Raw genomic sequence first — 19,892 nt, 5'->3', positions numbered from 1 at the left:
CGTTCCGCCAATCGCCTGCGCATGACTGGACCCGTACCCAAGCCGTGGATCATGGAAATCGCTCCCTATGTGCCGGGGCGGGCAACCACCGACAGCGGCAAGAAGGCGATCAAGCTGTCGTCGAACGAGAATCCGTTGGGAACCTCGCCCGCGGCCCGCGCCGCGTTCGAGGCCGCGTCGGACAATCTCGAACGCTATCCCGACGCGAGTGCGACCGATCTTCGCGAGGCGCTGGCCGCGCGCCACGGCCTGGATCCTGCGCGGATCATCTATGGCAACGGATCGGACGAGGTGCTGCACCTGGCCGCCGGCGCCTTTGCCGGGCCGGGCGACGAGGTGATCTTCGTCAAATACGGCTTCGCGGTGTACGAGATCGCGGCGCGCCGCGTCGGCGCCGTGCCGGTGATCGCGCCCGATGCCGATTACGCGACCGATGTCGACGCCATCCTGGGGGCGGTGACCGAGCGCACCCGGATCGTCTATATCGCCAATCCGAACAATCCGACCGGCACCTATGCCAGCAAGGAGGAGATCGCCCGGCTCCATGCCGGCTTGCGGCCCGACATCCTGCTGGTGCTCGATCACGCCTATGCCGAATATATCGATGGTGAGCATGACGATGGCGGCATGGCGCTCGCCGAGTCGGCGCCGAACGTGCTGGTCACGCGTACCTTCTCGAAGATGTACGGCCTTGCCGCCGAGCGGATCGGCTGGGGCTATGGCGCGCCCGCGCTGATCGAGGCGATGCACCGCATCCGCCTGCCTTTCTCGATCACCATCGCGGGCACCGCGGCGGCGCTGGCGGCGCTGGGCGACACCGAGTTCGTCGAGCATACCCGCGCGCATAATGCCGAGTGGCGCCGCTGGTTCTCGGACGAGGTCGCGAAGCTGGGCAATGCCGGGCTGCGCCCGGTGCCGAGCCAGGCGAATTTCGTGCTGGTCCTGTTCGAAGGCACGCTGACCGCCGAGGCCGCGTACAAGGGGCTGATGGAAGCGGGCTATATCGTTCGCTGGCTGCCCGGCCAGGGCCTGCCCCACGGTCTGCGCATCACCATCGGCACCGAGCAGGAAACGCGCGGCGTCGCCGACGTGCTGCGCGACCTGGTCGAACGGGCCGGCTGATGCTGCCCTTCTCGCGCGTGACCATCGTCGGGCTTGGCCTGATCGGCTCGTCGATCGCGCGCGCGGTGAAGGCCTATATGCCGACCGTCCGGGTCACCGGCTATGACCGAGACCCCGAGGTGCGCGAGATCGCGACCCGCATCTCGCTGTGCGACGACGTGACCGATACGCCGGGCGCGGCGGTGATCGATGCCGACCTGGTCATCCTGTGCGTGCCGGTCGGCGCGATGGGCGCGGCCGCGCTCGACTTCGTCGCCGACCTGCCCGCCGATGCGATCGTCAGCGATGTGGGATCGTGCAAGGCGAGCGTCGTCGAGGCGCTGGCAACCGCGCTGCCCGGTGCGATCGTGATCCCGGCGCATCCGGTGGCCGGCACCGAGAATAGCGGTCCCGAGTCCGGCTTCGCGTCGCTGTTCCAGCATCGCTGGTGCATCGTCACGCCGCCCGAGGGGGTGAGCGCCTTCGCGGTCGAGCGGGTCAAGGAATTCTGGCGCCAGCTGGGCGCCGAGGTCGAGACGATGACCCCCGCGCACCATGACCTGGTGCTGGCGGTGACCAGCCATCTGCCGCATCTGATCGCCTATACGATCGTCGGCACCGCGTCCGACCTGGAGGAAGTCACCCAGTCGGAAGTGATCAAATTCTCCGCCGGCGGCTTTCGCGACTTCACCCGGATCGCGGCTTCGGATCCGACGATGTGGCGCGACGTGTTCCTGGAGAACAAGGACGCGGTGCTCGACATGCTCCAGCGTTTTTCAGAGGATCTGTCGGCGCTTCAGCGTGCGATCCGCTGGGGCAAGGGGGACGAATTGTTCGACCGTTTCACCCGCACCCGGGCGATCCGCCGCAGCGTGATCGAGCAGGGCCAGGACGATTCGCGCCCCGATTTCGGCCGGTCGCACGACTGAGCATCACGGCGCGGCGCCAGCAGCGCGTCAGCGCTGGAGCGCGTTGATTCCCGCATGCACCTTCGCCTCGACCTCGGCACGCGGCAGGCCGGGCGGGATGGGTTCGCCGAAATGGAAGACGACGGTGCCGGGATGCTTGGCGCCCTTTTTCGGCCAGACATGGCCGCTGCGCACCGCGACCGGCACCACGGGCAGGTTCAGCATCCGGTATAGGCCGGCAAAGCCCGATTGCAGCGCCGGCGTCTCGCCCGGCAACACTCGCGTGCCCTCCGGGAAGATCATGATCGACCGCCCCTCCGCCATCGCCGCCCGGCCGTCCGTCAGCATCGCCCGAAGCGCGGTCGCGCTGGCGGCGCGATCGACCACGATCACGCCGTAGCGGCGCGCCGCCCAGCCCCAGATCGGGATCATCGCCAGCTGCCGCTTCATGACGGTGGCGGGCGCGTTCAGCAGTCGGGTCAGCTCGATCGCCTCGTACAGCGATTCATGCTTGGCGGCGAAGATGACCGGGCCATCGGGAATGGTGCCTTCGACCCGCTGCTCGATCCTCAGGAAGGTGCGTGCCGACCAGCGCATCAGGCCCGCCCAGCTATTGGCGTAGCCGCGCAGCGCCTTCCGCCCGAACAAGGCGGAGAAAGGCACGAACAGGACCATCGGCACCGACAGGCCATAGAAGAAGACCGAGAAGGCGATCGTGCGAAGCAGGTCCAACTCAGCTTCCCCCCAAAGTCAGCACGATCCAGCGCACCAGATATTTGTGATATTCGCGCACCAGCGTGCTGAAGCGCGGCGAGCTGGGCACCGGATCGCCGATCAGCGTGACGTCGTCGCCCAGCCGGGCCGACAGCTCCAGCCGCGCGCGCGGCATGTGCCAGTCCGATGTGACCAGCCGGACGGTGCGATAGCCATGCTCGTCCACCCAGGTCGCGGTTTCGTCGGCGTTCGAGCGGGTGTTGACCGCTTCCCAGCCGAGATCGACGCAGCATTCGAACAAGGTGCGCTCATGATATTGCGCGGCCAGTTCGCGCGGCTTCACGCTGGTGTCGACGCCGCTGACCAGCATCCGCGTCGCCGCCTTTTCGCGCATCAGCGCCAGGCCGCGATCGATCCGGCCCGGCGCACCGGTCAGCACGACGATCGCATCGGTGCGCTCGGTCGCCGGCAGCGGCTTGCCCAGCGACATCAGGAAGATGCCGAAGCCCAGCGCCCAGAGAAGGACGGGGATGGCGAGGATCCGGAAGATCACAGCCGCGCCCTCAGCGTGCGCAGCACGGCGACGCGCGCGAACAATGCGGCGAGCAGGGCGAAGCCGAGCGGAAGCAGCAGGAGCAGCGCCCAGTCGCGCGGCGACAGCGCAATGCCGGACATGACCTCGGACCCCAGCATCAGCACCCGGCCCTGCAGGACCCAGGTCACCGCCAGCGCCAGCACCGTGCCGATCGCGCCGCCGGCCAGCGTGTCCAGCGCGATGCGGCGCTGGAACAGCCGGGCAAGCTGAAGGTCGGTCGATCCGAGCATGTGCAATACGTCGATCGTGTCGCGGTGCGTGTCCAGCCCTGCGCGCGCCGCCAGCAGCACGACCGCGCCGGTAGCGGTCGCCATCAGCAGCACCAGAGCGGCGGCGAGCCAGGTGAGCGTCGAGAGGAAGCCGCGGACCGGGGAGAGCCATTGCGCGTGCCGGTCGATCCGCGCCGCGGGGGCGATGCCGCGCACCACCCGTTCCGCCACGGCCACATTGGCGTCGCCGCGCACGTCGATATCGATCATCGCCGGCATCGGCAGATCGGGGTCGAGCCCGGCATCGCCCAGCCACGGCTTCATCAGCTCGGCAAGATGGGCCCGGTCGACTTCCACGACACGGTGAACGCCCGGAGCGGCGCGGAGTGCCGCCGCGATCCGCCGGGCGCGGGCATCGCGCTGCGCCGCGTCGCTTTCGACGATCTGGACGGTCAGCCGGCCCGCCAGCGCCCCGTCCAGTTGCCGGGTGGCGGCTGCCATGCCGAGGCCCAGCGCGCCCGACAGCACCGTCAGAAACAGCATGATCGCCATGATCCAGGTCATGACATGGGTTCGCCTGCCCGGATCGAGCAGCCGCTTGCCGGGCGGGGTGGGGCCTAGGCCGACCATCGCGCTCAGCGTCCGGGCGGGTGGCGAAGATCGCCGGTCGGATCGTTGAGCTGGCCGTGCTCCAGGCGCATCATCCGGGCATTGGGGATGCGGTTGAGCAGATGGAAGTCGTGGGTCGCGACCACCACCGTCGTGCCCAGCCGGTTGAGCGAGTCGAACAGGTGGAGGAGCCGCTCCGCCATGTCGGGATCGACATTGCCGGTCGGCTCGTCGGCGACGAGCAGGTCCGGGCGGCCGATCACCGCGCGTGCGATCGCTACGCGCTGCTGCTCGCCGCCCGAGAGTGTTGGCGGCTTCGCGGTTGCGCGGTCCGCGAGTCCGACCCAGTCGAGCATGTCGCGGACCGGGCCATCGACATCGCTTTCCGGCATGCCGGCGATCCGCAGCGGTAGCGCGATATTGTCATGTGCGGACAGGTGCGGGACCAGCCGGAAATCCTGGAACACCACCCCGATCCGGCGGCGAAAGCCGGGCAGGCGGTTGCGGGCGAGGCCGCCCGCATCCTCGCCGAACAGCCGGATCACGCCGCGGGTCGGCCGCTGCGCGAGATAGAGCAGTTTCAGCAGCGACGTCTTCCCCGCGCCCGACGGCCCGGTGAGGAAGTAGAATGCGCCCGAGCTCAGGGTGAACGAGATGTCGGTCAGGGTTTCCGCACCATCGCCGTACCGCAGGCCAACATTCTCGAACTGGACGATATTGGCCATTCGTTTCCGCAAATTCCCCGAGCGGCGAGCCATCGCATAGCGGCGGGCGGCGCTCAAGCACGTCCCGGCTTTCCGGCGCTTGCAGCCCGAGTCGCGAAGTGCTTAAGATTCGCCATGATCCTCGAATGCAGCCAGTGCGGAACCAAATATCTGGTTCCCGACAGCGCCGTCGGCCCGGACGGCCGAACCGTTCGCTGCGCGAACTGCAAATATAGCTGGTTCCAGGCCCCGGCCGCCCAGCCGGCACCGGCCGTGCCCGAACCGGCGGTCGAGGCACCGCGCCCCGCGCCGGTCGCACCCCCGCAGGCCCAGCCCGTGGCGACCGCTCCCGCCGTGCCGCCCGCTGCTGCCGAACCCGTCGCGCCGCGGGTCTTCGACGATTCCGCGATCGCGCCGCGGCCGCCCCAGTCGCCCCGGGCTCAGGATCCCTTTGCGCACGAGCCGCCATTCAAGTCGCGCCGCAATCCGGCGCGGCGCTGGACCGCGGCGGCGGTCGTTGTGGGACTGTCGATGCTGCTGGGCGCTGGTGCGATCTCTTATTCGAGCGCGCCCGGCATCCTCTCGTGGTTCGGGCTGGGCGGCGGCGAGATCGAAACCCCGCTGGTCTTTGGCGACAAGGCGGTCGAGCGCCGCACGCCGCCGGGCGGTGGCGAGCTTTTCGTGGTTTCCGGCAAGGTGACGAACCCCACGACCAGTACGCAGCGCGTTCCCGACATCCAGATCCAGCTGCGTGACGATGCGGGCAATATGGTGCACAGCTGGCGAGTGACGCCCGAAACGCGATCGATCGCTCCCAAGGCGTCGATCGACTTCAACAGCGCCAATCTGAACGTCCCCGCCAATGTCCGGGTGGTGCAGTTCAGCTTCGCGAACGAAATCGGCGGCTGACCTGCCACAGTCTGGATCCGTGCAGGATCGCGGCGGCCAGCATGCCGACGCCTGACGCATAGGCCAGGCCGATCGCGCCGAACCCGAGATGGACCAGGATCAGCCCGGCACCGCCGGTGATGACGAAGAAGGCGAGGATGGAGTTGATGCCCGCCGCCACCTGGTCGCCGAGCGAGCGTAGCGCATAAACGAACACGATCTGGACCCCGTCGAACAGGATGAACGGCGCCCAGGGCGCTAGCATCGCCGCCGCGATCAGATGGACGTCATGCGACGCGGGAAACAGGGTGACGACCGCGCCGGGAAGCGCAAGCAGCACCATTGCCTGCGCGCCGATCACCAGGGCCGCCATCGCCGCGGCGATCCCGGTGCGCCAGGCGGCTGCCTCCGGCACGCCTTCACCCACGGCATTGCCGACGCGGACGCCCGCAGCCGACCCCAGCCCCAGCGCCATCGCGAAGGTCAGGTTGTGGATGCCGAACACGATCTGAAAGGCATGCGCGGTCGGATCGCCCAATTGGGTCGACAGCGCGATCAGGATCGAGAAGCCGGCAAGCTCGAATCCCGAGGCAAGCCCCGGCACGAACCCGAATCTGGCCAGTGCCCAGGCGCCACGCCGCGTCTGGCGGGTGATCAGCCGGCGCAGGTCATGCACCCCGCGCTCGGCCGCGCGCGGCAGCGTCCAGGCGGCGGCGAGCATTCCCGCTGCGCCGATCGCCGAGGCGATCGCGGTCGCCCCCGCCGCCCCGGCCGCGCCCATGACCGGCAGACCGAGATGCCCGCCCGACATCGCCCAGGCGAGCAGTGCGTTGAGCGGGAGGATCGACAGATTGACCACCGCCACGCGTCGCGGCCGGCTGACGCCCTCCAGGAAGAAGCTGGCGGTGACGATCATCAGCTGAAACGGATAGGCGAAGGCCATGACGCGCACGACATGGGCGGCGCCGGGTACGACCGATGGCGCGACGCCCAGTCCGGTCAGCATCGGATCGGCCAGTGTGAAAAGCAGCACGAAGCTGGTCAGCCCGAGCAGCGCCGCGAGCAGCAGCCCCTCATGCAGCAATCGCCCGGTCGCGGGCAGGTCGCGTGCGCCGTCGGCACGGGCGACATGGACCAGCACGCCCGACAGCGCGCCGATCGCCATGACGATGCCGATATAGGTCAGCGAGCGGCTGGCCCCTAGGAACGCCGCCTCGCCGGTCCCAGTCATGCCGACGACGATCACGTCGGTCAGGTGGAGGATCGTCCAGTTGAGGCTGGTCAGTACCACCGGCCAGGCAAGCGACAGGATGCGGCGCGTCTCGGCGGTCAGGGCGGGGGAGATGCGCATCGCCGGGCTCGCCTAGCCGCATCCGACTTTTTGCGAAAGTGCGGCTTCGGGAGTTGCCAGCCCCGATCGGCTTTGCTAGGGGCCGCTGCCTTACCAGCCTCCGGCGCCGTCCGGTGGATTTCACGTGCGGTCGTGGCGGAACTGGTAGACGCGCAACGTTGAGGTCGTTGTGGCCGAAAGGCCGTGGAAGTTCGAGTCTTCTCGACCGCACCACTTTTCTGAAATCGGGTAGAAGCGACAGGGAACCGGGAAACCGGGATCCCTTCGCTGCGTTCGGATCCCGCCGCCCGGGGCAGGGCGCGCAGTCTTTTTTGGGGACCGGCACAATTTTGCGACAAGTCGACCGTAGCGATCCGCGGATGGATACGCGCAATCGAATCAATGGACTGAAATTGGGATGTGCGGTGGCCGCGCTGCTGGCGGGCGCGCTGCCCACCTCGGCATGGGCTCAAGCGGCGGACCCCGCCGCAGCGCCCACGCCGGCGCAGGACCAGCCGCCGGCCCAGGACGAGGAGATGGAGCAGGCCGACGAGATCGTCGTCGAGGGGCAGCTGCGCGGTGCCGTGCAGGGCGACATCAAGCCCGAGCTTCAGCTGAGCCCGGCCGATATCCGCGCCTATGGCGTCAGCTCGCTGTCGGACCTGCTCAACGAGCTGGCCCCCCAGACGCGCAGCGACCGCGGACGCGGCGGCGGCGGACCGGTGATCCTGCTCAACGGCCGGCGCATTTCGGGCTTTTCGGAACTGCGCGACCTGCCGCCCGAGGCGATCGAGCGGGTCGACATCCTGCCCGAGGAGGCCGCGCTGAAATTCGGCTATCGCGCCGACCAGCGCGTGGTGAACATCGTGCTGCGCCAGCGGTTTCGCTCGATCACCAGCGAAGTGTCGCTCGGTGGACCCACTGCGGGCGGATTCACCACGCAGCGCGGCCAGGTCGGCGTCGTCCGGATCAACCGCAACGGACGCGTCAATGTCGACATGCAGTATAATGGCTCGGGCCGGCTCACCGAGGACGAGCGCGATATCGATTCCCCGATCGCCAGCCGACTGATCGATGCCGAGGGCAATATCGTCGACGTCCGGCCGTACCGGACGCTGGTGTCGCCCACCGACACGCTGGCGATCAATTCGGTGGTGAGCCGCAACCTGTCGTCCAAGGTATCGGCGACCGTCAATGCTCGGCTGGAGGCGACGACCACCCAGTCCTGGCTGGGCCTGGGCGGGGTGGATCTGGCGGTGCCGGGCAGCAATCCCTTTACCGCGACCGGACAGGACGAGCTGGTCCCCCGCTATATCGACGGCAGCGGACCGCTGACACGGACCGTGCAGGGGCGCACTGCCCATGCCGGGTTCAGCGTGAATGGCGACGCGCTGCCGTGGCGCTGGTCGGTGACCGGCAATTATGACCGGGTCACGTCGAGTGCGATCACCGATGGCGGATTCACCGGCGGGGCGTTCCAGTCGCGCGTGACGGCGAACGACCCGACCGCAAACCCATTCGGCATCGTTCCGATCGATCAGGTCGGCATCCTTCCCGCGCAGATTGCCAAGTCCACCTCCAGCGTCGCGTCGATCGACGGACTGGTGACCGGCCCGCTGGCCAAGCTGCCGGCGGGCGAGCTTCGCACCAGCCTGCGGCTGACCGGCGAGACCAATGATTTCGCGAGCGAGTCCTTCCGCCTGGGCGTGCCGCGCAGCGGCGACGTGTCGCGCGACCGGGGTAGCGCGCAGCTCAATGTCGACCTGCCGATCACCAGCCGCCGGCGCGGCGTGCTCGACGCGATCGGCGACCTCTCGCTCAACGCCAATATCGAGGTCGAGCAGCTGTCCGACTTCGGCACGCTGGTCACGACCGGCTATGGCGCGGTGTGGAGCCCGATTCCGCAGATCCGCCTGATCGGCTCCGTCACCGACGAGGAAGGCGCGCCGACCGCGCAGCAGCTGGGCAACCCGGTGCTGATCACGCCCAATGTCCGGATCTTCGACTATGTCCGGGGCGAGAGCGTCGACATCAACACGATCACCGGCGGCAATCCCGGACTGACCGCCGACAGCCGCAACGTGGTGAAGATCGGGGCGAACGTGACGCCCTTCTCCAAGCTGCAATTCAACCTGAGCGCCGACTATATCCGCTCGACCACGCGCAACCAGATTACCGCCTTCCCCGCGGCCACGGCGGAGATCGAGGCGGCGTTCCCCGATCGATTCGTGCGGGACGGCGACGGGCAGTTGTTGAGCATCGATACAAGGCCGGTCAATTTCGCGCGTGCCGAGCGGTCCGAGCTGCGCTGGGGCTTCAACCTGTCGGTGCCACTGGGTTCGACGATCGAGAAGCGCATCCGCGAGCGCCGCGCCGAATATGAGCGGCAGCGCGAGGAAGCCGAGCGCAATGGAACGCCGCCGCCCGCGCCGCCCGAGGGCATGTTCGGGCGCCGCGGCGACGGTCAGGGACGCCCCCAGGGTCAGGACGGCCAGGCAGGGGCAGATGGTCCGCCGGCTGGTGAGGGTGGTCCGCGGCGGTTCGGCGGTCCGGGCGGCGGCGGCGGTGGCTTCCGCGGATTTGGTGGTCGCGGCGGCATGGGCGGCCGGGCGCAGTTCAGCCTGTACCACACGGTTCGCTTCATCGACCGGATCGAGATTCGCCCGGGCTTGCCGGTGCTCGACCTGCTCGACGGGTCGGCGACCGGCAATAGCGGCGGCAATTCGCGCCACCAGATCGAGGCGCAGGCAGGCTATTCCAAGGATGGCTACGGCCTGAGGCTGGTCGGCAACTGGCAGAGCGGGACCAGCGTGACGAGCGGCGCACTGGGCAGCGGCGACCGGCTGGACTTTTCCAGCCTGGGGACGCTCGGCGTTCGCGCATTCATCGACATGGGGCAGCAGCTCCGGCTGGTGCGCGACCATCGCTGGCTGCGCGGCATGCGGATCACGCTGGGGGTCGAGAATCTGTTCGACGCCCGCCAGCGGGTGACCGACCAGAATGGCGTCGTGCCGCTCAACTATCAGCCCGACCTGCTCAACCCGACCGGCCGCACCGTCCGGCTGAGCGTGCGCAAGCTGTTCTTCTGACGGGTCGTGCGCGGCGGCCGGCTCAGCCGATCGTCGCGCGCAGGAAGTCGAGCAGGCGGGCGCGATAGATATCGTCGTCGAGCCCGCATACCTCGCCATGGTCGCCGGTGGGGGCGAGCCACAGGCCGCGGCGCCCCGGTGCTGCCGCGTGGAGCGCGCGCGTCTCGTCCGGCGGGGTCGCGCGGTCGCCGACACCGCCGATCACCAGCACCGGGCCGGGATAGCGGGCGACCGCATCGATCGGCGAGAGCCGGCCGGGCCAGACGCCGAAGCGCAGGCGCGACTGGAGGCTGAGCAGCGGTTCCAGCAGCGTCGCGATCGGCCGACCGGTCAGGGTGGCAATGCGGTTGCGGATCGCGTGACGAATATCGGGATAGACTGCCTGCAGCACCAGCGCGTCGGCCGGAATCGGCCCGTCCTCGCCGATCAGGCTGGCCGCGCCGCCCAGCGAAATGCCTAGGATCGCGACGCGGGCGCCGTGCTGATGCCGCTTGAGCCAGTCGAACGCGGCGCGGGCATCGCGCACCTCGTACAGGCCGAAGCTGCGCGGGGTGATGCTCGATCCGCCATGGCCGCGAAAGTCGATCGCCAGCGTCGCATAGCCCTGGCGCGACAACCATGCGGCATTGTCGGCCATCGCAGCGCGCGATGCGCCGACGCCGTGAAGCAACAGGACCGCAGGCGAATCGGCCCGGGCGCCAGGGCGATAGGTCGCCGCCAGCGTAAGCCCGTCGTTGGTTCGGATCCGCAGGTCGGTGGCAGGCGCGATCGCGGACGGGACCGGCGCAGCATGGCCGCGGCTCATCGCCGTCCCGGCCAGCCAGCTCATCGCGAGCCCGACGAGCAGGATAATTGCCACACCAGCGATCATCACGCGCGCTGCCCTCCGCATCCGTGGATCGTGGCCGGCAATTGCACCTCCGGCAAGCTTTCCGGCTGGGCGCTGGGCACCGGCGTGCTACGGCAGGGCGTGCGTCGCCACCTCTATCTCGTTGCCGGGTTCGTCTCGCTCGGTCTGGCCGTCATCGGTGCGCTGCTGCCGGTCATGCCGACGACGGTGTTCGTGATCCTGGCGGCATGGTGCTTCGCGCGCAGTTCGCCGAAGCTGGAACAGCGACTGCTCGATCATCCGACATTCGGGCCGCACATCCTGCGCTGGCGGGAGCGCGGGGCGATCAGCCGCAAGGGGAAGGTAGCGGCGACGATCGCCTTTGCCGTCAGCATCCTGATCGGGGCGATCTTCGCGCCCTGGCCCTGGTCGCTGGCGCCCGTGGCGGCTGCGCTGGTGATCGGCGGCTGGATCTGGTCGCGGCCCGAAACCTGAGCGCCCGCGCCGCTGGCATCCGCCGCGGCTTTGCGGTAGCGCGGCAGACGATGTCCGCACCCCATATCGTCGCGATCGGCGGCACCCTTCGACCCGAATCCTCTACCGGCCGGTTGCTCGGCGCGGCGCTGGCGCTCGCCGAGGCGCGGGGCGCGCGCACCACCTTGCTGACCGGACCGGCGATCGCCTTTCCCCATTACGAGCCCGGCGCGGCCGAGGGGCACGAGGAGATTGCCCGTTTCCTCGAGGCGCTGCGGACCGCCGACGGCGTGATCGTCGGGTCGCCCGGCTATCACGGCACGCTGTCGGGGCTGGTGAAGACGATGCTCGATTATGTCGAGCAGCTGCGCGGCGACGCGCGCCCCTATCTCGACGGGCGTCCGGTCGGGCTGATCGCGACCGCCGGCGGGTGGCAGGCGGCGGTGTCGACGCTGCAGGCGCTGCGCACCGTGGTCCATGCGCTGCGTGGCTGGCCGACGCCGATGGGGCTGGCGATCAACACCGCCGAACCCGATGATTGTGTCGAGGCGGCGCGGCCGCAGATGCAGTTGATGGTCGACCAGATGTTCGACTTCATCGAGCGCTGAGCCGAAAACCGCGCCCCGGGGGTCCCGGAGCGCGGTATCTGCGCGTCACTCGGCCGCGACGGCCTCGGTGCGATCGTCCAGCGGCCAGGGGAGCCGCTCAAGCATTTCCTTGGGCACGACCTGCCAGAACTGGCCGACAGCGCGATCCCAGTCGTCGAGCAGGCCCTTTGCCCATTCGCTGTCGGTCGCCTGGACATGTGCCTCGACCAGATCGCGCAGCTTCGATTCCCAATAGGCGGAGGCGATGCGCCGCCAGGTGATGTTCTCCGGATTGGCGCGCGCGACGAAGCTGTCATCGGCATCGTAGATGAACGCCATGCCGCCGGTCATGCCGGCACCGAAGTTCATGCCGACCTTGCCCAGCACCACCGCGGTACCGCCGGTCATGTACTCGCAGCCATTGGCGCCGCAGCCCTCGACCACCACATCGGCGCCCGAATTGCGCACCGCGAACCGCTCGCCCGCCTGACCCGCCGCGAAGAGGCGGCCCGAGGTCGCGCCGTACAGCACGGTGTTGCCGATGATCGTGTTGTCCTGGCTGGCCAGCGGTGAGCTGACCATCGTGCGAACCACGATCATGCCGCCCGACAGGCCCTTGCCGACATAGTCATTGGCCTCGCCGAACACTTCGAGCGTGATGCCCTTGCACAGGAAGGCGCCCAGCGACTGGCCGGCGCTGCCGCGCAGCCGGACATGGACATGACCGTCCGAGAGGCTGGACATGCCGAACTTGCGGGTGACTTCGCTCGACAGCCGGGTGCCGACCGCGCGGTGCGTGTTGCGCACCGTATAGGTCAGCTGCATCCGCTCGCCGCGGGCGAAGACCGGGGCTGCGTCCTTGATCATCTGCGCGTCGAGGCTGTCGGGCACTTCGTTGCGGAAGGTCGACAGGCTGAAGCGACGCTGGCTCTCGTCGGCATCGACCTTCGCCAGGATCGGATTGAGGTCGAGATCGTCGAGATGCTCGGCACCGCGGCTGACCTGGCGCAGCAGCTCGGTGCGGCCGATCACCTCGTCGAGGTTGCGGAAGCCCAGCCGTGCTAGGATCTCTCGCACTTCCTCGGCGATGAAGGTCATCAGGTTGATGACCTTTTCGGGCGTGCCGACGAACTTGGCGCGCAGCCGCTCGTCCTGGGTGCAGATGCCGACCGGGCAGGTGTTCGAATGGCACTGGCGCACCATGATGCAGCCCATCGCCACTAGGCTGAGCGTGCCGATGCCGAATTCCTCGGCGCCGAGGATCGCGGCGATCACGATGTCGCGTCCGGTCTTCAGCCCGCCATCGGTACGCAGCTTCACCCGGCCGCGCAGGCCGTTGAGCGTCAGCGTCTGGTTGACCTCGCTGAGGCCCATTTCCCAAGGCGTGCCGGCATATTTGACCGAGGTGACCGGCGACGCACCGGTGCCGCCGACATGGCCGGCGATCAAGATCACATCGGCATGCGCCTTAGCCACGCCCGCCGCGACCGTGCCGATGCCCGCCGACGAGACGAGCTTCACGCACACCCGCGCCTTGGGGTTGATCATCTTCAGGTCGTAGATCAGCTGCGCCAGATCCTCGATCGAATAAATGTCGTGATGCGGCGGCGGACTGATCAGCGTCACGCCCGGGGTGGCATGGCGCAGCTTGGCGATGAACTCGGTCACCTTGAAGCCGGGCAACTGACCGCCCTCGCCGGGCTTTGCGCCCTGGGCGACCTTGATCTCGATCTCGTCGCAGGCGTTGAGATATTCGGCGGTCACGCCGAACCGGCCCGAGGCGATCTGCTTGATCACCGAATTGGCGTTGTCGCCATTCTCGTACGGCGTGTAGCGGACCGAATCCTCGCCGCCCTCGCCCGACACCGCCTTGGCGCCGATGCGGTTCATCGCGATCGCCAGCGTTTCGTGCGCCTCGGGGCTGAGCGCGCCGAGCGACATGCCGGGGGTGACGAAGCGCTTGCGGATCTCGGTGATCGCCTCGACCTGATCGATCGCAATCCCTTCGGTGGGATAGTTGAACTCGAGCAGGTCGCGCAGATAGACCGGCGGCATGTCGCGCACGCCGCGCGAGAATTGCAGATAGGTCGAGTAGCTGTCGCTCGACACCGAGCTTTGCAGCAGGTGCATCAGCTGCGCCGAATAGGCATGCGTCTCGCCACCGTTGCGATGGCGATAGAAGCCGCCGATCGGCAGCGTCGCGACCGCAGCGTCGAACGCCGCCTTGTGACGGATGATCGCGCTCAGATGCAGCGAGGCATAGCCTTCGCCCGAGATCTTGGCCGGCATGCCGGGGAACAGGTCGTTGACCAGCGCGCGGCTGAGCCCGACCGCCTCGAAATTATAGCCGCCGCGATAGCTGGAGATCACCGCGATCCCCATCTTCGACAGGATCTTCAGCAGGCCCTCGTCGATCGCCTTGCGGTGGCGCGCCAGGCACTCGTCGAGCGTCAGCTTGCCGAACAGGCCGCGCGACTGGCGATCGGCGATCGCCGCCTCGACCAGATAGGCGTTCACCGTGGTCGCGCCGACGCCGATCAGCACCGCATAATAATGGGTGTCGAGACATTCGGCGGTGCGGATATTGACCGACGCGTAGGAGCGCAGGCCCCGGCGGACGAGATGGGTGTGGACCGCGGCCGCCGCCAGTACGCCGGCGATGGCGACCTTGTCCTCGCCGACATGCTCGTCGGTCAGGAACAATTCGGTGCAGCCGGCGCGCACCGCCTGCTCGGCCTCATAGCGGATGCGGGTGATCGCCTGGCGGAGCGTGTCCGGCCCGCCCTCGGCATCGAAGGTGCAGTCGATCTCGGCCGACTGGTTGCCGAAATGCGCCTTCAGCCGGTCCCAGTTCGAACAGGTCAGCACCGGCGATTCGAGCACGAGCACCGGATTGGGCGTGCCCGCGGTGTCGAGGATGTTCGCGAGATTGCCGAAGCGGGTGCGCAGCGTCATCACCTGACGTTCGCGCAGCGGGTCGATCGGCGGATTGGTCACCTGGCTGAAATTCTGGCGGAAGAACTGGCTGATCAGCCGCGGCTTGTCCGAGATGACGGCAAGCGGCGTATCGTCGCCCATCGACCCGATCGCTTCCTTGGCGGTTTCCACCATCGGCGCGAGGATCAGCTCCATGTCCTCGAGCGTCTGGCCGGCGGCGACCTGACGACGGGTCAGTTCTGCGCGGCTGTACTGCGGCGTCGCGACATCTGCACCGGCCAGATCGTCGATCGACAGGAACTTGCCGATCATGTTCGGATAATCCGCCTCGGCGGCGATCCGGTCCTTGATCGCGCCGTCTTCGAGCAGTTCGCCGCTGTCCAGGTCGACCGCGATCATCTGGCCCGGGCCCAGCCGGCCCTTGGCCAGCACCGTGCTCTCGGGCACCACGACCATGCCCGCTTCCGAACCGACGATCAGCAGTCCGTCGGAGGTGCGGGTATAGCGCAGCGGACGCAGCGCATTGCGGTCCATGCCGGCAACCGCCCAGCGGCCGTCGGTCATCGCCAGCGCGGCGGGGCCGTCCCACGGCTCCATCACGCTGGCCAGATATTTGTACATCGCCAGGTGCGATTCGGGGGTCTGGTCGTCCCATGCCTCGGGCACCAGCATCAGCTTGGCGGTCGGCGCATCGCGTCCCGAGCGGCAGATCGCCTCGAACGCGGCGTCCAGCGCGGCGGTGTCCGACGCGCCCGCCGGGATCACCGGCTTGATGTCCTCAGACTGCTCGCCAAAGGCGAGGCTGGCCATCTTGATCTCGTGGCTCTTCATCCAGTTCTTGTTGCCGCGGATCGTGTTGATCTCGCCATTATGGGCGAGGCAGCGGAACGGCTGGGCCAGCCACCATTGCGGAAAGGTATTGGTCGAATAGCGCTGATGGAAGATCGCGACGCGGCTCTCGAACCGCGTGTCGCGAAGGTCGGGGTAGAAGTCGCTCAGGCTCTCGGCCAGGAACAGCCCCTTGTAGATGATCGAGCGGTGCGACAGCGAGCAGATGTAGAAGCCGCTGACCTGCGATTCGATCACCTTCTTCTCGATCCGGCGGCGGACGAGATACAGGTTCTTCTCGAACTCGGCCGCGTCCTGATCGTCGGGCAGCGGACCGGCGATCATGATCTGCTCGATCTCGGGCCGGGTCGCCTGCGCCTTCATGCCGATCACCGACACGTCGACCGGCACCTGGCGCCAGCCATAGATGGTGTAGCCGGCCTCGATGATCTCGCTCTCGACGATCGTGCGGCAGGCCTCCTGCGCGCCGAGGTCGGTGCGTGGCAGGAAGATCATGCCCACCGCCAGCCGGTTCGGCAGGACGCGGTGGCCGCTGGCGGCGATCGCGTCGTCGAAGAAGCGGACGGGCAGGTCGACATGCAGTCCGGCGCCGTCGCCGGTCTTGCCGTCGGCATCCACCGCGCCGCGGTGCCACACCGCGCGCAGCGCATCGATCGCCGACTGGACGACGCGGCGCGATGCCGTCCCGTCGGTCGCGGCGACCAGGCCGACGCCGCAGGCATCACCCTCATATTCGGGGCGATACATGCCTTCACGGGCGAGGCGGTTGCGTTCGGCGTCGTTCGTCATCTTCGGATCCTGTCGGTCGATCCGGCGTCAGGGGCCGGAACGGTAAAGTCGATATGCGGTCAGTGGACGGTCGGCTTGACGGCGTCCTGCTCGTTTGCTGAGCCTGCCGAATCCTGGAGCTTGTCCTCCTCCACGCCCAGCAATTCCGCGAGGCGTTTGCGCTCCTGCGGCGTCAGATCCTCGATCTTGCGCGGAGGGGGGATGTCCTTGGTCGCCTTTTCGGAGAGCGCCATCATGTCCGGGATGCGCTTCATCATCGCCGGCATCATTTCGTCGGTCATCGATTTCATGACCGTCGGGCTCATGAACAGCGCCAGGGACCGCGAGGCATAATGGGCGCCGGCCGGGGTGGCGAAGAACCGGTCGAGCTCGGTCAGCTCGGCAAGCGTGAACTCGGCGGCATAGCCATTGGCCATCGCCTCGCGGAACTTCGGCTCATACTCGGCCACGAGATCGCCGATCATCCCGCCAAAGGCATCCATCGTTGCCTTCATCCGCGTCTTCCAGTGCGGGTCGTAGATCTCCATGATCTCGCCAATCCGCTGATTGCCGAGCGCCTTGGCCTCGTCGTGGGTCAACCCCCCAATGACGGCAATCTCGGCGACCGGCAGGTCGTCGATCGAATTGACGGCCATGTCGAAGCTCGATCCCATCGCCTGCCGCGTCAGCTCTGCATAGGAACCTTCGGGCATCAGCTTCGTCATCACCCGGCGGGCGACTTCCAGCCGGGCCGGATCGGCAGGTGCCGCGACCGGCCTGGGGGGCAATGCGCTGTTCTGCGCCAGCGCCGGCGCTGCAGTCAGGGCGGTGCCCAGCGCGAGTGCGGCAATTGCGACGCGGGAGAGCGGCCGTGCCATGTCAGGCGGCCTGCGATGTGGCGACGGGTGCCGTAGCCGCGGTTCGGGCGCGCATCCAGGCGTGCATGTGCGCGGCCACGTCGCGGCCGTCGCGGATCGCCCACACCACCAGGCTGGCGCCGCGGACGATGTCGCCGGCGGCGAAGACGCCGTCCAGGCTGGTCATCATCGTCTTGCCGTCGGTCCGCACCGTTCCCCAGCGGGTGACGCCCAGTTCGGGCGCATCGAACAGCCGCGGCAGATCCTCGGGATCAAAGCCCAGCGCCTTGATCACCAGATCGGCCTCGACGGTGAAGCCGGCACCCGGATCGATCTCGGGCGCGCGGCGGCCGCTGGCATCGGGTGCGCCCAGCCGCATGCCGCTGGCCTTCACCGCGCTGACCTTGTCGCCGCCCTCGAAGCTCTCGGGGGCGGAGAGCCAGACGAACTCGACGCCTTCCTCCTCGGCATTGGCGGTCTCGCGCTTGGACCCCGGCATGTTGGCGCGGTCGCGGCGATAGAGGCACTTTACCGAGGTGGCGCCCTGGCGCACGGCGGTGCGGACACAGTCCATCGCGGTGTCGCCGCCGCCGATCACGACGACCTTCTTGCCCTGGGCATCGAGGCTGCCATCGTCGAAGGCAGGAACGGCATCGCCGAAGCTCTTGCGGTTCGACGCGGTCAGATAGTCGAGCGCGTCGACGATCCCGTCCGCTTCGACACCCTCCGCGCGGATCGCGCGCGGCTTGTACACCCCGGTCGCGACCAGCAGGCTGTCATGGCGCTGGCGCAGTTCGGACAGGCTGGCATCGCGTCCGACCTCGAAGCCCAGATGAAAGACGATTCCGCCCGCCTGAAGCCGCTCGACCCGGCGCGTCACGACGGGCTTTTCGAGCTTGAACCCGGGAATGCCATAGGTCAGCAGCCCGCCCGCGCGGTCGTAGCGGTCATAGACATGCACGTCATAGCCAAGCAGCCGGAGATACTCGGCGGCGCTGAGCCCGGCAGGGCCCGCACCGATGATCCCGACCGACATGCCGTTGGCGCGGCCCGGCACCAGCGGCTCGACCCATCCTTCTTCCCAGGCGGTGTCGGTGATGAACTTCTCGACCGAGCCGATGGTCACCGCGCCGTGGCCGGAGAATTCGATGACGCAATTGCCCTCGCACAGCCGGTCCTGCGGACAGATGCGACCGCAGATCTCGGGCATGGTCGAGGTGCTGTTGGACAGCTCATAGGCTTCGCGCAGCCGCCCCTCGGCAGTCAGGCGCAGCCAGTCGGGGATGTGGTTGTGAAGCGGGCAATGGACCGTGCAATAGGGCACGCCGCATTGCGAGCAGCGCCCCGCCTGCTCCTCCGCTGCCGGGACCGAATAGTGGTCCGCGATTTCGCGGAAATCCTCGCGGCGATAGGGTGCGGGTCGCTTCTCCGGGAACGATTGCCCCGTGTCCACGAATCTGAGCATCACTTCATTTGCCATGACGCGGCGATAAATCACCACGCGCGGCACTAAAAGTCAGCAATGCTGACCTAATTAAACATTTATCGAGCTATGTCTGCATTTCGGCGAAGATCGCGCAATATTCTATGGCCGGATCGGACCTACCGCATCGTGAGCCAGATCAGTGCGATGGTGCCCGCGACGATTCGATACCATGCGAAAGGCGCGAAACCATGCTTGCTGACAATTCCAACGAACCACTTGATGACGAGTAGCGCAACGATGAACGACACGATGAAGCCGACGGCAATCTCGTCCCATCCGACGCTGCCCTCCAGCACCACGCCCTTCTTTGCGAGCTCCAGAGTGGTGGCGCCGAGCATCGTCGGGATGGCGAGGAAGAAGCTGAATTCGGCAGCGGTCCGGCGTTCCACCCCCAGGCTGAGCGCGCCCATGATCGTCGCGCCCGAGCGGCTGACGCCCGGGATCATCGAGATGCACTGGATCAGGCCGATGCCGATCACGCGCACCACCGGGATTTCGGCGATGCCCGTAATCGTGGCCGACTTCAGCGCCCGCTCGATGACCAGGATCGCGATGCCGCCGACGATCAGCGCCCAGGCTACCACCCGGGGCGACCCCAGCAGCAGCTCGATCTTGTCATGCAGCGCCAGGCCCAGAACCGCGGCGGGAATGAAGGCGATCACCAGGTTGCGCAGGAAGCGCCACGAGACCGGATTGAGCTGGATCAGCCCCATCGCCACCGCCCAGAAGGTTCGCCAGTACAGGACGATGACCGCGAGGATCGCGCCCAGCTGGATGATGACGTTGAACATCGCCCATTGCTCGGCATTATAGCCGAGCAGTTCGGACGCCAGGATCAGGTGCCCGGTCGAGGAGACCGGAAGAAACTCGGTGATGCCTTCGACGATGCCGAGGATGACGGCGACGATAAGCTCGGTCATGAGGTCATGCCCTTTTGTGCCGGACGACCCTCAGGATC

Annotated in this window: 16 protein-coding genes and 1 tRNA gene; 7 read left to right on the top strand and 10 right to left on the bottom strand. The window is 67.8% G+C overall.

Translation table 11 applies throughout. The features are described 5' to 3' along the window. Positions 1–21 precede the first annotated feature (21 nt). The gene (gene hisC / locus ACZ1H8_RS08395; protein ID WP_465180864.1) at positions 22–1,122 is read left to right on the top strand and encodes a histidinol-phosphate transaminase; all 1,101 of its coding nucleotides are present in this window, start codon (positions 22–24) and stop codon (positions 1,120–1,122) included. After that, positions 1,122–2,030 carry a prephenate/arogenate dehydrogenase family protein gene (locus tag ACZ1H8_RS08390; protein WP_110152478.1) on the top strand — a complete coding sequence of 303 codons (909 nt, stop codon included), beginning with the start codon at positions 1,122–1,124 and terminating at the stop codon, positions 2,028–2,030. The genes hisC and ACZ1H8_RS08390 overlap by 1 nt, the downstream gene beginning before the upstream one ends. A gap of 27 nt (positions 2,031–2,057) precedes the next feature. On the opposite strand, the gene ACZ1H8_RS08385 is transcribed toward ACZ1H8_RS08390, so the two are convergent. Genes ACZ1H8_RS08385 through ftsE form a run of 4 tightly spaced genes read right to left on the bottom strand, consistent with a single transcriptional unit; the run spans position 2,058 to position 4,861 of the window. Further along, positions 2,058–2,741, bottom strand: coding sequence for a lysophospholipid acyltransferase family protein (locus ACZ1H8_RS08385; protein WP_465180863.1), 684 nt, complete (start codon positions 2,739–2,741; stop codon positions 2,058–2,060). A gap of 1 nt (position 2,742) precedes the next feature. Beyond that, complete coding sequence (locus ACZ1H8_RS08380; RefSeq protein WP_110152480.1) at positions 2,743–3,276, bottom strand: YdcF family protein; 534 nt, start codon at positions 3,274–3,276, stop codon at positions 2,743–2,745. Further along, entirely contained in the window at positions 3,273–4,157 is an 885-nt protein-coding gene (locus ACZ1H8_RS08375; protein WP_465180862.1) for a cell division protein FtsX, read from the bottom strand. Before ACZ1H8_RS08375 ends, ACZ1H8_RS08380 begins: the two co-directional genes overlap by 4 nt. A gap of 5 nt (positions 4,158–4,162) precedes the next feature. Next, a complete protein-coding gene (ftsE, locus tag ACZ1H8_RS08370) occupies positions 4,163–4,861 on the bottom strand; it encodes a cell division ATP-binding protein FtsE (protein WP_465180861.1) in 699 nt (232 codons plus the stop codon). 114 nt (positions 4,862–4,975) lie between these two features. Between ftsE and ACZ1H8_RS08365 the strand changes: the two genes are divergently transcribed. After that, positions 4,976–5,749, top strand: coding sequence for a zinc-ribbon domain-containing protein (locus ACZ1H8_RS08365; protein ID WP_465180860.1), 774 nt, complete (start codon positions 4,976–4,978; stop codon positions 5,747–5,749). On the opposite strand, the gene ACZ1H8_RS08360 is transcribed toward ACZ1H8_RS08365, so the two are convergent. Next, positions 5,721–7,079, bottom strand: coding sequence for an MATE family efflux transporter (locus ACZ1H8_RS08360; protein WP_465180859.1), 1,359 nt, complete (start codon positions 7,077–7,079; stop codon positions 5,721–5,723). The genes ACZ1H8_RS08365 and ACZ1H8_RS08360 overlap by 29 nt on opposite strands. Positions 7,080–7,205: 126 nt before the next feature. Here ACZ1H8_RS08360 and ACZ1H8_RS08355 point away from each other — a divergent pair. Both ACZ1H8_RS08355 and ACZ1H8_RS08350 read left to right on the top strand, forming a co-directional pair. Then, positions 7,206–7,292 (top strand) — tRNA-Leu (locus ACZ1H8_RS08355). 191 nt (positions 7,293–7,483) lie between these two features. Continuing rightward, complete coding sequence (locus tag ACZ1H8_RS08350; RefSeq protein WP_465180858.1) at positions 7,484–10,147, top strand: TonB-dependent receptor; 2,664 nt, start codon at positions 7,484–7,486, stop codon at positions 10,145–10,147. Positions 10,148–10,169: 22 nt separating this feature from the next. On the opposite strand, the gene ACZ1H8_RS08345 is transcribed toward ACZ1H8_RS08350, so the two are convergent. Beyond that, entirely contained in the window at positions 10,170–11,039 is an 870-nt protein-coding gene (locus tag ACZ1H8_RS08345) for an alpha/beta hydrolase (RefSeq protein WP_465180857.1), read from the bottom strand. 78 nt (positions 11,040–11,117) lie between these two features. Between ACZ1H8_RS08345 and ACZ1H8_RS08340 the strand changes: the two genes are divergently transcribed. Together ACZ1H8_RS08340 and ACZ1H8_RS08335 are read left to right on the top strand one after the other, a co-directional pair. Continuing rightward, positions 11,118–11,471, top strand: coding sequence for a YbaN family protein (locus ACZ1H8_RS08340; RefSeq protein WP_465181367.1), 354 nt, complete (start codon positions 11,118–11,120; stop codon positions 11,469–11,471). 50 nt (positions 11,472–11,521) lie between these two features. Further along, on the top strand, positions 11,522–12,058 hold the full coding sequence (locus ACZ1H8_RS08335) for an NADPH-dependent FMN reductase (RefSeq protein WP_465180856.1): 537 nt from the start codon (positions 11,522–11,524) through the stop codon (positions 12,056–12,058). A 45-nt stretch (positions 12,059–12,103) separates the two neighbouring features. Here the strand turns inward: ACZ1H8_RS08335 and gltB are convergent, their stop codons facing one another. The 4 genes from gltB to ACZ1H8_RS08315 form a co-directional block, all read right to left on the bottom strand. Continuing rightward, positions 12,104–16,612 carry a glutamate synthase large subunit gene (gltB, locus tag ACZ1H8_RS08330; protein ID WP_465180855.1) on the bottom strand — a complete coding sequence of 1,503 codons (4,509 nt, stop codon included), beginning with the start codon at positions 16,610–16,612 and terminating at the stop codon, positions 12,104–12,106. 59 nt (positions 16,613–16,671) lie between these two features. Beyond that, positions 16,672–17,469: a DUF2059 domain-containing protein gene (locus ACZ1H8_RS08325; RefSeq protein WP_465180854.1), complete on the bottom strand. Its 798-nt coding sequence runs from the start codon at positions 17,467–17,469 to the stop codon at positions 16,672–16,674. A 1-nt stretch (position 17,470) separates the two neighbouring features. Next, entirely contained in the window at positions 17,471–18,928 is a 1,458-nt protein-coding gene (locus ACZ1H8_RS08320) for an NAD(P)-dependent oxidoreductase (protein WP_465180853.1), read from the bottom strand. 122 nt (positions 18,929–19,050) lie between these two features. Continuing rightward, complete coding sequence (locus tag ACZ1H8_RS08315; protein ID WP_465180852.1) at positions 19,051–19,854, bottom strand: undecaprenyl-diphosphate phosphatase; 804 nt, start codon at positions 19,852–19,854, stop codon at positions 19,051–19,053. Positions 19,855–19,892: the final 38 nt, after the last annotated feature.

This window comes from Sphingomonas sp. BL-S-25, from assembly GCF_055521555.1.
This window is presented reverse-complemented; position numbering and strand designations above follow the sequence as displayed.